Source organism: Streptomyces sp. NPDC044064, from assembly GCF_056434245.1.
In genome coordinates this window covers 244648-257999 of the sequence record NZ_JBWKFN010000001.1, presented here as the reverse complement: position 1 = coordinate 257999, position 13352 = coordinate 244648, and the positions used below count along the sequence as shown (strand labels likewise).

Below are 13352 nucleotides of genomic sequence, written 5' to 3'. Positions count from 1 at the left end.
AACATTAATCCATTGCTGTCCAGTGGCCGCCCTGCTGCACTTCCCCTGACCCGACGGCACACGGAGAGGACCAGCGATGCGCACTGCGTGCATGTCCACCCAGGAAGGAATCCCACCCATGCCGAAGGACATCACGCTCAGTGCACCTGCTCAATCTCGGAATTCTCGCGCACGTAGACGCCGGTAAGACCAGCCTGACCGAACGGCTGCTGCACGCGGCCGGAGTCACCGACGAGGTAGGCAGCGTCGACGCCGGCAGCACCCGGACGGACACCCTCGCGCTGGAGCGGCAGCGCGGGATCACCATCAAGTCGGCGGTCGTCTCGTTCCCCCTGGACTCGGTCACCGTCAACCTCATCGACACCCCCGGTCACCCGGACTTCATCGCCGAGGTCGAGCGGGTGCTCGGCGTGCTGGACGGCGCCGTCCTGGTCGTCTCGGCCGTCGAGGGCGTCCAGGCGCAGACCAGGGTGCTGATGCGGACCCTGCGCCGGCTGCGCATCCCCACCCTCGTCTTCGTCAACAAGATCGACCGGCTGGGCGCCCGCGAGGAGTCGGTCCTGCACGACCTGGCCCGCAGGCTGTCCGTACCGCTCGTGCCCATGGGGGCGGCCGCCGCGCCCGGTACCCGCGAGGCCCGCTTCGTCCCCGGCCTGCTCCCGTCCGCCCTGGACACGCTGGCCGACCACGACGACGACCTGCTCCGCGCCTACGTGGCGCGCGGCGTCCCCGACAACCGTCTCCACGCCGCCCTCGCTGCCCAGACCCGGCAGTGCCTGGTCCACCCGGTCTACTTCGGCTCCGCCATCACCGGCGCCGGCGTGCCCGAGCTGATCGCCGGAATCGAAAGCCTGCTGCCGACCGCCTCCGGCGACCCGGACGGCCCCCTGTCCGGCACGGTGTTCAAGGTCGAACGGGGCCCGGCGGGCGAGAAGATCGCCTACGCGCGGATCCTCTCCGGCGCGCTGCACGTGCGCGAGCGGGTCCTGTTCGGGGACGGTCGCGAGGTGGGCGGGGCCGGCCGGAAGGAGGGCAGGGACGGCAAGGAGGACAAGGGCGCTCGGGAGGAAGGGCGGATCACCGCACTCACCGTCTTCGAGAACGGCACCGACCTCCGGCAGGACCGTGTCGGCGCCGGGCGGATCGCCAAGGTGTGGGGGCTCGGCGGCGTCCGGATCGGTGACGCGATCGGTGCGCCGGGCCGGGCGTACGAACACCACTTCGCGCCGCCCACCCTGGAGACCGTCGTCGTGCCGGGGGCCGGTACGGACCGGCGCTCCCTGCACCTCGCGCTCACCCAGCTGGCCGAACAGGACCCGCTCATCGGCGTCCGCCACGACGAGCTGCGGGGCGAGACCTCGGTCTCCCTCTACGGCGAGGTGCAGAAGGAGGTCGTCCAGGCCACCCTCGCCGACGAGTACGGCCTGGACGTCACCTTCCGGGAGACCACCACCCTGTGCATCGAACGGCCGGCCGGCGCCGGACAGGCCGTGGAGTTCAACAAGAAGGACCCCAACCCCTTCCTGGCGACGGTAGGCCTGCGTGTCGACCCCGCCCCGCCCGGCTCCGGCGTGCGGTTCCGGCTGGAGGTGGAGCTGGGCTCCATGCCCTACGCCTTCTTCAAGGCGGTCGAGGACACCGTCCGCGAGACACTCGGCCAGGGCCTGCACGGCTGGCGGATCCCCGACTGCACCGTCACCATGACCCACTCCGGCTACTCGCCCCGGCAGAGCCATGCCCACCAGGGTTTCGACAAGAGCATGTCGAGCACCGGCTACGACTTCCGCTGCCTGACCCCGCTCGTCCTGACCGAGGCGCTGCGCCGGGCGGGCACCCAGGTGTACGAGCCGATGCACCGCTTCCGCATCGAGGCCCCGGCGGACACGCTGGGCGCCCTGCTGCCGATGCTGGCCCGGCTGGGCGCGGTGGCGGAGAGCACCGAGGCGCACGGGCAGGAAGGTGTCCTGGAGGGTGTCGTGCCCGCCGCCCGGGTCCATGAACTGGAGCAGCGGCTGCCGGGGCTGACCCGGGGCGAGGGCGAGCTGGAGTCCGCCTTCGACCACTACGCACCGGTCACCCGCGGCCCGCTGCCCGAGCGCCCGCGCACCGACCACAACCCGCTCGACCGGAAGGAGTACCTGCTGAACGTCACGCGCCGGGTGGGCGACTGAGGAAGCAGTGCTGACTGAGAGTCAACTTACTTCTGAGTCAGTAGTATTGACGCTCTCCTGGCATCCCCGGACTGTGGTGTACATGTCCACCATCAGGGCGCGTCTGCTTCCTGTACTGGTCGTCCTCTGCGGACTCCTGACGGTGGCGGGCGCCCCGCCCGCCACCGCCGCCACCCCTGCCGATTCCCTCTGGTTCGACGGCACCCCGCTCACCGTCCGGAACGGCCGCTTCACCGACGGCCAGGGACGCGAGGTGGTGCTGCGCGGCTACAACGTCTCCGGCGAGACCAAACTGGAGGAGAACGGCGGCCTGCCCTTCGCCTCGGTCGCCGACGCCCGCAGGTCGGCGACCGCGCTGCGCGCCCTCGGTGGCGGCGACGCGGTCCGCTTCCTGCTCTCCTGGGCGCACGCCGAACCCGCGCGCGGCCAGGTGGACACCGCCTACCTGGCCGCGGTGACCGAGCAGATGCGTGCCTTCCTGGACGCGGGCATCCGGGTCTACCCCGACTTCCACCAGGACCTCTACTCCCGCCACCTCTTCAACACCGGCAGCTGGTACACGGGCGACGGAGCGCCCGAGTGGGCGGTGGACGCCGGGAGTTATCCCAGGGAGTCCTGCGGGATCTGCCTCTTCTGGGGGCAGAACATCACCCAGAACGCGGCCGTGCAGAAGGCGCAGTACGACTTCTGGCACAACAGCCACGGTCTGCAGGACGCCTTCCTCGCCACGGCTCAGACCGCCATGGCCTACCTCCAGCAGCACCTCACCGACGGCGAGTTCGCGGGCGTCGTCGGCTTCGACCCGTACAACGAGCCGTACGCGGGCAGCTACGACTCCGGGCAGACCTCCCGCACCTGGGAACGCGACCTGCTCCTGCCGTTCTACGTGAAGTTCCGGGCCCGCATGGACGCCGCCGGCTGGCAGGACAAGCCCGCCTTCGTCGAGCCCAACCTCTTCTGGAACGCGAACATCTCCACCCAGAAGCAGGAGGGCGGGCTGCTGGACGCGGGCACGCTCGGCCCGCGTTATGTCTTCAACACCCACTTCTACGACCAGAAGGCCATCTCCGGAATCCTGATGTGGGGCAAGGCGGCCGACGGCCAGTACGCCGCCGACTTCGGCACGGTCCGCGACCGCGCCTCGGCCGCCGGGACCGCGGCCGTGGTCAGCGAGTTCGGGCACCCGCTGTCCGGCACGGTGTCCGACAAGGCGCCCACCGTGCTCAAGGCGATGTACCAGGCGCTCGATGCACGCCTCCCCGGCGCGAGTTGGTGGACGAACCCGGCCGCCTCCGGACCGGTGCTGTCCGGCTCGCAGTGGCAGTGGGATCTCTACAACGGCCGTCACCACGAGCTGATGAACGGCAACCCCGGCAAGGTCCTCACCTCCGGCGACGCCTGGAACGACGAGGATCTGTCCGCCGTGCGGCTCGACGACTCCGGGAACGCGACCCTCCGTCAGGACGCCCGGCTGCTCGACCGTGTCTACCCGAGCGCCGTCGCAGGCTCGACGCTCGCCTTCACCTACGAGGACCGTTCCCGGGACGGTTCGACCACTCTGACCTGGAACCCGGTGCCGAGTTCGCTGCCGAACGTGGCGCGGCTGGTGGGCTCGGGACAGTACGGGCTGCTGGTGTGGCGCTCCGGCGACGGCACCGCACCCACCGAACTGCACCTGCCGGCGTCGTTCCCCACCTCGGCGACCACGGTCGTCTCCGACCTGGGCACGGTGTACGCACCGCCCGCGTACACCGCCCGGACCCCGGTCGGCGCGGCCCCCGAGCCGGGCGGCACCGGCAGCCGCCGGCTGCTGCTCACCGACACGGACTCCGGCGTCCTGCACTACGCCCTGGTGACCAACGGGGCCACGGCGCCGTCGCCGGACCTGCTGGGCGCCGCCGGTTCCGAGCTGAGCTCCTGGGCGAAGGCGCACTTCTGACAGCGCTGCGGCCTCCGGGGCGAGTGGGGCACCCCGGAGGCCGCACGGCAGCGGCTCAGCTTCCGCCGGGCCCCGTCCAGTCGGCCTGCACATGCCCCAGCCGGACGCGCTGCGGATGGTCGCCGACCGGGATCGACGTCACCTTCTGGCCGGTGGCGAAGTCGATGGCCGTGACCTGGTCGGCGCCGCTCTCGGAGACGATGCAGTCCTTGCCGTCACCGCTGACCGTGGCCCAGTACGGCTTGGAGGCCGGGACCAGTGTGCCCTCCTGGAGGGTGGCCCGGTCCACCACCGTGGCGTAGTCGTCCATGGTGCCCGCGACGCACAGCTTGGTGCCCGCGGGGTTCATCGAGATGCCGTGGTGGCGCGAGTCGTTGACCCAGGTGGTGCGGTCCTCGCTGGTCGCCGGGTTCTTCGGCAGCGTCTTGACCCGGGTGATCTTGTCGGCGGCCACGTCGTACTCCAGGAATCCGTTGAAGAACGACACCTGGAAGTACAGCTTCGACTCGTCGGGGGAGAAGACGGCCGGACGCACGGCGTCGGAGAAGTCCTTCAGTCCGATCGCGTCCAGCCGCTGACGCATGTCGATGACCTTGACCTGCTTGTACGTGGTCGCGTCCACGACCGTGATGTGCCGGTCGCCCTTGGTCCAGTCCCAGGCCGGGTCGTCCAGAGCGGTGTTGACGTCCCCGATGGCCATGTTCCAGATGTACTTGCCGTCCTTGGTGAAGATGTTCTCGTGCGGCTTGTCGCCGGTCGCGAACGAGCCCAGCTGCTTGCCCGTGGCGATGTCCAGCACGTGCACGGTGTTCGCGGTGGAGGCGGAGACGGCCACCCGGGTGCCGTCCGGCGAGACGGCCATGTGGTCCGCTCGGTAACCGGACACCGGGAAACGCCAGTTGATCTTCCCGGTCGCCAGGTCGATGGAGACGACGTCGGCGAAGCTGGGGCGGGAGACCACGACCGACCTGCCGTCGGGTGTGGAGTACATGTCGTCGGCGAACTGGTCGTGGCCCTCGCCGACGCTGTTGCGGATCGCCATGAAGTAGATCCACTTGATGGGGTCCGCGTTGATCTCCGCCATCCGCCGGTCCTTGTCCGGGACGACGTTGATCCGGCCGACCTTCGCGAAGTCGCCGGAGGACTTGATGACATCGGCGGTGCCGTCCCAGTTGTTGCCCACGAACAGCACCTCGCGCAGATCCGCGGCGTCGGACGAGGCTGCGGAGGCGGCGGTCGCCGGTCCGGCGACGGTCAGCACGAGGGCGGCGGCCACGGAGCAAAGGTGCCTGGTTCTGGAGGCAGGCATGACTGCTCTCTTTCCTCGGGGAAATCTGAACACGGGCGGATTCACAGTGAACTTACTGAAAAGTAAGGACGGGGCGCCCTTCTCGACAAGATGTGTGCACGACAAGATTGGTCATCGGTGGATGACGGAGGGGGAAGCGTGGCGGGGAGGCTCAAGGCGCCGACGGGCCGCTACGGCGGCAGGTCCGCCGAGGAACGGAAGGCCGACCGGCGCCGCCGGTTCCTGGAGGCGGCACTGCAGACGTTCGGTGACAGCCCGGGCTACCGTGCCACGACGGTCGCCGCGCTGAGCCAGGCCGCGGGCCTGTCCACCCGCCAGTTCTACGAGGAGTTCCGCACCCTGGAGGACGTCCTCGCCGCGCTGCACCTGGAGGTCAACGGCTGGGCGGAAGGGGCGGTGCTGGACGCGCTCGCGGCGGCCGGGGGGCTGCCGCTGGCCGAGCGGGTGGCCGTGCTGTTCCACGCCTACGCCCGCGACGTCACCTCCGACCCGCGCCGCATCCGGATCGCCTTCGTGGAGATCATCGGCGTCAGCGCCCGCCTGGAGGAGCAGCGGCTGGCCCGCCGGGCCCGCTGGGTCGACCTGATCCGCTCGGAGGCGGATGCGGCGGTGGCCCGCGGGGAGGCGGCGCCGCGCGACTACCGCCTCGCGGCCACGGCCTTCATCGGCAGCGTCAACGGTCTGCTGCACGACTGGAGCGCCGGCTGGGTGGACGCGAGCCTGGACGAGGTCGTCGACGAACTCGTCCGCCAACTGCTGGGCATCCTGCGCCCGCAGGGCTGGCACCCCGAGTCCGGCTGACCGGCCGGATCGGGCCGACCGGGACACGTTTCCCCAGGTCAGCGTGGGTGTGATCGCAGGACTCGCGGGGTTCGACGCGCGGGATCGGTCCGGAGCTGGTCTGCTGGACCGGGGGGCCTACGTACCCGTTCTCCGGAGTGACGCATGAGTACCTACCGAGTCGCGCAGGTGACCGCCCCGGGCGGCACGTTCGAGCTGGCCGAGCGGGAGGTGCCGCAGCCCGGGCCCGGCGAGGTGCGGATCGCCGTGGAGGCCTGCGGGATCTGCCACAGCGACGCCATCTTCTGGAGCGCGGGACTACCGGGCGTGACGTTCCCGGAAGTGCCCGGGCACGAGATCGCCGGGCAGGTCGAGGAGCTGGGCCCGGGGGCCCATGAGCGCGGCTGGCGGGTGGGCGACCGGGTGGCCGTCGGCTGGTTCGGCGGCAGCTGCGGCCACTGCGTGCCCTGCCGTGAGGGGGACTTCGTCGTGTGCCAGAACCTGAAGGTCCCGGGATGGGCGTACGACGGAGGCTTCGGCGAGAAGGTGATCGCGCCCGTCGACGCCCTGGCCCGGATCCCCGAGGGGCTGTCCGCGAGCGACGCCGGGCCCATGGCCTGCGCGGGCGTGACCACGTACAACGGGCTGCGGCGCAGCTCCGCCCGGCCGGGGGACCTGGTGGCCGTGCTCGGCCTCGGTGGCCTCGGGCACCTCGGGGTGCAGTACGCGGTCGCGATGGGCTTCGAGACCGTGGCGATCGCCCGCGGCCCCGACAAGGCCGACTTCGCCAAACAGCTCGGCGCCCACCACTACGTCGACAGCACCTCCGCCACCCCGGTCGCCGAGGCGCTGCAGTCCCTCGGCGGCGCCAAGGTCGTCCTCGCCACCGCCGGGAACTCCGAGGCCATCACGTCCACCGTGGACGGTCTTGCCCACCGCGGTGAGCTGGTGGTCATCGGAGCGGACGTCGAACCGCTGGGCATCACCCCGGTCCAGTTGCTGATGAGCGGACGGATCGTCCGCGGCCACCCGTCCGGCACCGCGCAGGACGTCGAGGACACCATGGCGTTCAGCGCCCTGCACGGCATCCGCCCGATGACCGAGCCCGTGCCGCTGGACCGCGCGGACGAGGCCTTCCAGAAGATGCTGGCCGGCGCCGCCCGCTTCCGCATGGTGCTCACCAACGGCTGAGGATCAGCCGCCCAGCGCGTTCACCGCCTCCAGCACCGGCGCCACCCCGTCCTCCGCGCGGATCCGCTCACCGAGCGCTCGGGCCCGCTCGGCGTACGACCGCTCGCGCGTCGCGCGCAGCAGCGCCGTGGACAGTGCGCCGACGGTCAGCCGGCGCAGCGGTACGGCGGCCGGAGCGACGCCCAGCGACACCAGCCGGGCGGACCAGAATCCCTCGTCGAACTGGATCGGGACCGGCACGGCCGGCACCCCGGCGCGCAGGCCCGCCGCGGTCGTGCCCGCCCCGGCGTGGTGGACCACGGCGGCCGTCCGCGGGAACAGCGCCGAGTGCGGTACCTCACCGATGGTCAGCATGTCGTCGCCGTCCGCCGCGAGGCCGCCCCAGCCGCGCTGGATCACCCCGCGCAGCCCGGCCCGCCGCAGCGCCGCCACGACCTGCGCGCTCAGCCGGCCGGCGTCCGGCACGGTGGCGCTGCCCAGCCCGACGAACACCGGCGGCGGTCCGGCGTCGAGGAACTCCCGCAGCCTGTGAGGAAGTCCGGTCCCGGAGTCGTACGGCCACCAGTAGCCGCACACGCCAAGGCCCGGCCGCCAGTCCCGGGGCCTTGGCACCACCAGCGGGCTGAAGCCGTGGTGCACCGGCCACAGCCGCCGCTCCCGGGCGCGCCGGGCGGAGCCGGCGCCGACCGGGGGCAGCCCGAGGCGGGCGCGGACCGCGGGCACGGTCGCCGCGAAGACGCGCTCCACGGCGAGGTTCACCCCGTGCCCGGCGAGCCGGTTGACCGGCGCCCCGAACGTGCCGCCACCGAGCACCGGAGGGGCGAACTCCTCGGTGGGGGCGAGCGGTTGCAGATAGAGGCCCATGCTGGGCAGTCGCAGCCCCTCGGCGACGGCATGTCCGAGCGGTGCCAGGGAGGCCGACAGCAGCAGCACATCGCTCTGCCGTGCCGCCGCCACCAGGTCGTCGGTCATCCGCCCGACCAGCCGCCGGGCCAGCTCGACCACCCGCACCAGCTTTCCGGCGCCGCTGGTGCTGCGATGCAGCCCCCGGCCCCGCGGTGACTCCAGCTCCGCGCGCGGATCGACCGGCAGCGCGTGGAAGCGCACCCCCGACCCCGCCACCAGCGGCTCGAAGCAGCCGTGTGTGACCAGGGTGACCTGGTGCCCGGCACGGCCGAGCCGGTACCCGAGACCGGTGTAGGGGGCCACGTCGCCCCGGGATCCCGCCGTCATGATGGCAACCCGCATGGCGGCCAGTATGACGGCGCCGCGCCGCGCGGCGGCCCAACGACCCGGCCCGCCCGGCGACTTCACGCCTGTCGCAGCCGTTGACTTCACCCCCGGGCGGCTCTACCGTCGGCGCGCGCAGCACGTTCGGTTAGCCGACCTTCGTTCGAAATATCGATCATTGATGCATTTCGTCCCGCACGCGGAGGAGCCGATGTACCCCCCACCCGGTCTCGCAAGACGCTGCAGAACCGCAGCCGTACGCGCCCTGGTCCTCGTCCTGACCGCGGCAGCCGCCCTCGTGTTCGCCCAGCCGGGCCCGGCGCAGGCGGCGACCATCCGCCAGGTGTCCGTCCCCACCGCCCCCATGGGCTGGGCCTCCTGGAACAGCTTCGCCGCGAAGATCGACCACGACGTCATCGAGCGGCAGGTCGACGCGTTCGTCTCGGCCGGACTCCCCGCCGCCGGATACCGGTACGTCAACATCGACGAAGGATGGTGGCAGGGCACCCGGGACAGTGCCGGCAACATCACCGTCGACACCGCCGAGTGGCCCGGCGGCATGAGCGCCGTCGCCGACTACATCCACAGCAAGGGTCTGAAGGCCGGCATCTACACCGACGCCGGCAAGAACGGCTGCGGCTACTACTACCCCACCGGCCGCCCCGCCGCCGCGAACACCGGCAGCGAGGGCCACTACGACCAGGACATGCTGCAGTTCTCCAAGTGGGGCTTCGACTTCGTGAAGGTCGACTGGTGCGGCGGTGACGCCGAAGGGCTGGACGCGGCGACCACGTACGAGGCGATCAGCTCCGCCGTCACCGAGGCCAGCGCCACCACCGGCCGCCCGCTGACCCTCTCGGTCTGCAACTGGGGCAGGCAGAACCCCTGGAACTGGGCGCCGGGCCTCGCCCCCATGTGGCGGACCAGCACCGACATCGTCTACTACGGCGACGCGCCCTCGCAGACCGGCATGCTGTCCAACTTCGACCAGGCCCTGCACCCGGCCGCACAGCACACGGGCTACTACAACGACCCCGACATGCTGATGGTCGGCATGCCCGGCTTCACCGCCGCGCAGAACCGCACCCACATGTCCCTGTGGGCGATCTCCGGCGCCCCGCTGCTGGCCGGCAACGACCTCACCACCATGTCGAGCGAGACGGCGGCCGTCCTCGAGAACCCGGACGTCATCGCCGTCGACCAGGACCCGCGCGGCCTCCAGGGCGTCAAGGTCGCCGAGGACACCACGGGCCTTCAGGTGTACGGCAAGGTCCTCGCCGGCACCGGGAACCGGGCCGTCGTGCTCCTCAACCGCACCTCCTCCGCCAAGGACATCACCGTCCGCTGGTCCGACCTCGGCCTCACCGGCGCCGCGGCGAGCGTCCGCGACCTGTGGGCACAGCAGAACCTCGGCTCCTCCGCGACGAGTTACACCACCAGCGTCCCGGCGGGCGGCTCGGTGATGCTCAAGGTGACCGGCACCGAGGCGGCGAGCAGCGGCTACAGCGCCACGTCCACCGGCAAGTACACCGGCGTCGGTGCGGCGAGCACCGGCCTGGACGTGGTCGACCTCGCCTACACCAACACGTCGTCCACCGCCGTCACCGGCACGCTCCAGGTCAACGGGCAGACCGCCACCGCCGTCTCCTTCCCGCCCACCGGATCCACCCCGGGCACGGTCTCGGTCCAGGTCCACCTCACCAAGGGATCCGGCAACTCCCTCACCCTGACCGGCGGTCCCGCCCTGGGCACCCTCACGGTGAGACCCGTCCCCGGCACCGACGGCACCCTGCTCGCCGGCAAGCAGTCCGGCCGCTGCGCCGACATCTACGACAACACGATCACCAACGGCACCCAGGCCGAACTCCGGGACTGCAACGGCGGCGCCAACCAGGCCTGGACCTACACCTCCCGCAAGGAGCTCGTGGTCTACGGCGGCAAGTGCCTCGACGCCTACAACCTCGGCACCACCAACGGCACCAAGGTGGTGATCTGGGACTGCAACGGCCAGACCAACCAGCAGTGGAACGTCAACGCCGACGGCACGATCACCGACGTCAACGCGGGCCTGTGCCTGGACGCGTACAACGGTGGCACCGGCAACGGCACGTCCCTGGTGCTGTGGGCCTGCAACGGCGGCGACAACCAGAAGTGGTCCAGGACCTGAAGTTCCGGACCTGGGTGCTTGAAGCCACTCTCAGTCGCAAGGGGGCGTGCGGAGGGACTGTTCTGCCCAGATGGACTTGCCGCGCGCGTGGTAGCGGGTGCCCCAGAGATCGGCCATCTGGGAGACCAGGAACAGTCCCCTGCCTCCCTCGTCCGTGTCCAGGGCCCGCCGTACATGAGGGGAGGTGCTGCTGTGGTCGGACACCTCGCAGATCAGATTGCGGTCGCGTATCAGGCGCAGCCGGATGGGGGGCAGGCCGTAGCGGACGGCGTTGGTGACCAGTTCGCTCACCAGCAGTTCCGTGGTGAATCGCATCTCATCGAGGTCCCACTCCCGCAGTGCCCGTCCGGCCAGCTCCCGGGCCTTCCCGACGACCTCGAACTCAGCCGGCAGGTCCCAGGCGACATGGCGTTCCGATTCGAGCCCGCGGACCCGCGCCACGAGCAGCGCCACGTCCTGCTGCGCGGGGCAGGGAACCATCCGCCGCAGCACCTCGTCACAGAACTCACCGAGCCCTTGGCGAGGACTCGCGGCCGGGGACGGCCGGGCGGCACCGGCCGCGGACAGCAGGTCACGGAGCCGTTCCAGGCCTGTGCCGACATCACCCCCGTCGAGGTTCGCCAGGCCCATGGTGTCCAGGACGAGCAGGTCCCCATCGGTGAGTGTCAGCCCACCGCACTCGTAGGGCGCACCGCTGGTGCCCAGCGGAGGGCCTACCGGCATCTCGATCAAAGTGGCCTCGCCGAGCTCCGGCAGCAGGGCGGGGGACGGGTGCCCCGCACTGGCCAACTCACAGTGCCGCGAGAGGGGATCGAAGACAGCGTAGGTGCAGGTCGTTCCGACGGCGTCGTTGCCGGCGCCCTCCTCGTGCTGGAACCGCTTGATCTGTTCATTGAGTTCGGTGAGCAGTTCCCCCGGCGAGAGATCCAGGTCGGCCAGCGTCCGTACGGCGGTCCGCAGCGCGCTCATGGTCACCGCGGACCGCAGCCCCTGGCCCACGGCATTCGCGACCACCAGGCCCACGCGTGCGCTGGACAACCGGATGACGTCGAACCAGGCGCCCCCCAGCATGGTGTGGCCGTTCGCCGGCAGGTAGCGCGAGGCCGTCTCGACACACCGCAGTGCCGGGAGGCGCTGCGGCAGCAGACTGCGCTGCAGTGCCAGGGCCCTGGACCGTTCATGGGTGTAGCGGCTGGCGTTGTCGATGCACACCCCGGCGCGCGCGGCGAACTCCTTGGCCAGCAGAATGTCATCGGCCTCGAACGGCTGGAGTCTTTGGTACCTGGCGAACGTCACCGTGCCCAGTGCCTCTCCCCGGGCGTACATCGGCACCAGCAACCAGGAGTGGACGCGTCGACTGCGGTGCAGAGCGGCCCGAGCCGGGTCACTGATGAACTCCTCGAACAGTTCGTCGCCCGTCAGCAGCACATGGTTGCCGTCTGCCAGCGCCTTGGTGGCCGAGGACTCGGGGGCGGAGGCGATCAGGTCGATCTCTCCCCGGGCGACCCTGGTGTCCAGCGGTCCGCCGGCACGTATCGTGTGCGCCGCCCGGCGCAGTGGCACCCCCTCGCCCAAGGGGCCGACATCGGCGTTCCTGCCACCGAGGACGGGGTCGAGCAGATCTACATAGGCGTAGTCGGCGAACTGCGGCACGGCCACGTCCGTCAGCTCCTGCGCGGTCTGCATGACGTCCAGGCTGCTTCCGATCCTGGCACTCGCCTCGTTGATCAGGTCCAGTCGCTCACGCGCCCGGGTCTCCTCGGTCACGTTGATCACCAAGTGCACCAGGCCGACCACGTCACCGGAGCCGCTGCGCAGCGGGACGATGGTCTCCGACCAGACGGATTCCCCGTCCGGGCTTTCCGGGATGCCACCTCGTACCTCGGCGCCGATGCTTGCCCGGCCGGTGTTGAGCACCCGTCGCTGCCGCTCCTCCAGAGCGTCGACGTCCAGCAGGCCGGAGGGCGCCGCTTCCCGCATGGTGCGGCCGACGACGTCGTCGGCGAAGCCTCCCGAACGACTCCGGGACTCGTTCTGCCCAAGGAATCGCAGATCGCTGTCGAAGACGTCGATGATGTACGGCGATTCGGTGAACAGTCCCCGCAGCAGAGCGCGGCGGAGGTCGTTTCGACACGCGTCCTCAAGGGGCTCGGCCTGGATGAGCCACTGCGCACCGGCCGGTGTCACCAAGCCGTGTGCCCAGATCCTCGCCTCGACTCCGGAGCCGCTGCTGTGACGCAGACGAGCGGGCGAGAAGACGATCGGCCGGCTGTCGGGCCGGCGATCGAGGAGCTCGGCGGCCTCCGTCCCGGGCTCGACGAGATCGGCCCAGCGAAGTTCCCAGAGCTCGGACGCGGAGTATCCGAGCAGTTGCTGCGCAGCGGGGCCCCAGCCGAGGAGCGAACCGTGTTCGCCGACCACGACGCAGATGTCACCTGCGGGTTCCGGCGCGTCACTCGGCGTGCCCAAGAGCGCGGTGTCCCGCATTCCCATGAGTCCAGGCTACCCGGACACCCACAGGGGTCCCCCGGAGATCCACCGAACCCGTCGACGCAGGTACCTTCC

8 protein-coding genes are annotated in these 13352 nt (G+C 70.9%); 5 read left to right on the top strand and 3 right to left on the bottom strand.

Translation table 11 applies throughout. The features are described from left to right. The first annotated feature begins 140 nt into the window (after positions 1 to 140). Positions 141 to 2171, top strand: a complete 2031-nt coding sequence (locus tag AC07DS_RS01175; protein WP_479141489.1) for a GTP-binding protein — start codon at positions 141 to 143, stop codon at positions 2169 to 2171. Positions 2172 to 2253: 82 nt separating this feature from the next. Further along, positions 2254 to 4110 (top strand): cellulase family glycosylhydrolase, encoded by a 1857-nt coding sequence (locus AC07DS_RS01170; RefSeq protein WP_479141488.1) that lies wholly within the window; start codon positions 2254 to 2256, stop codon positions 4108 to 4110. Positions 4111 to 4165: 55 nt separating this feature from the next. On the opposite strand, the gene AC07DS_RS01165 is transcribed toward AC07DS_RS01170, so the two are convergent. Then, the gene (locus AC07DS_RS01165; RefSeq protein ID WP_479141487.1) at positions 4166 to 5419 is read right to left on the bottom strand and encodes a YncE family protein; all 1254 of its coding nucleotides are present in this window, start codon (positions 5417 to 5419) and stop codon (positions 4166 to 4168) included. Positions 5420 to 5557: 138 nt separating this feature from the next. On the opposite strand from AC07DS_RS01165, the gene AC07DS_RS01160 reads away from it, so the two are divergent. Next, on the top strand, positions 5558 to 6220 hold the full coding sequence (locus AC07DS_RS01160) for a TetR/AcrR family transcriptional regulator (RefSeq protein WP_479141486.1): 663 nt from the start codon (positions 5558 to 5560) through the stop codon (positions 6218 to 6220). Between the two features lie 144 nt (positions 6221 to 6364). Continuing rightward, complete coding sequence (locus AC07DS_RS01155; protein WP_479141484.1) at positions 6365 to 7390, top strand: alcohol dehydrogenase; 1026 nt, start codon at positions 6365 to 6367, stop codon at positions 7388 to 7390. Between the two features lie 3 nt (positions 7391 to 7393). Here AC07DS_RS01155 and AC07DS_RS01150 read toward each other — a convergent pair whose 3' ends face one another. Further along, entirely contained in the window at positions 7394 to 8623 is a 1230-nt protein-coding gene (locus AC07DS_RS01150) for a glycosyltransferase (protein ID WP_479142121.1), read from the bottom strand. Between the two features lie 208 nt (positions 8624 to 8831). On the opposite strand from AC07DS_RS01150, the gene AC07DS_RS01145 reads away from it, so the two are divergent. Next, positions 8832 to 10787: a ricin-type beta-trefoil lectin domain protein gene (locus tag AC07DS_RS01145; protein ID WP_479141483.1), complete on the top strand. Its 1956-nt coding sequence runs from the start codon at positions 8832 to 8834 to the stop codon at positions 10785 to 10787. Between the two features lie 30 nt (positions 10788 to 10817). Here AC07DS_RS01145 and AC07DS_RS01140 read toward each other — a convergent pair whose 3' ends face one another. Beyond that, a complete protein-coding gene (locus tag AC07DS_RS01140) occupies positions 10818 to 13280 on the bottom strand; it encodes an ATP-binding SpoIIE family protein phosphatase (RefSeq protein ID WP_479141481.1) in 2463 nt (820 codons plus the stop codon). Positions 13281 to 13352 lie beyond the last annotated feature (72 nt).

Excerpts from the sequence above, each read along its gene's own strand:
- AC07DS_RS01170 (WP_479141488.1), top strand. The coding sequence starts at position 2,254 with ATGTCCACCATCAGGGCGCGTCTGCTTCCTGTACTGGTCGTCCTCTGC.
- AC07DS_RS01165 (WP_479141487.1), bottom strand. The coding sequence starts at position 5,419 with ATGCCTGCCTCCAGAACCAGGCACCTTTGCTCCGTGGCCGCCGCCCTC.
- AC07DS_RS01155 (WP_479141484.1), top strand. The coding sequence starts at position 6,365 with ATGAGTACCTACCGAGTCGCGCAGGTGACCGCCCCGGGCGGCACGTTC.
- AC07DS_RS01150 (WP_479142121.1), bottom strand. The coding sequence starts at position 8,623 with ATGACGGCGGGATCCCGGGGCGACGTGGCCCCCTACACCGGTCTCGGG.
- AC07DS_RS01145 (WP_479141483.1), top strand. The coding sequence starts at position 8,832 with ATGTACCCCCCACCCGGTCTCGCAAGACGCTGCAGAACCGCAGCCGTA.
- AC07DS_RS01140 (WP_479141481.1), bottom strand. The coding sequence starts at position 13,280 with ATGGGAATGCGGGACACCGCGCTCTTGGGCACGCCGAGTGACGCGCCG.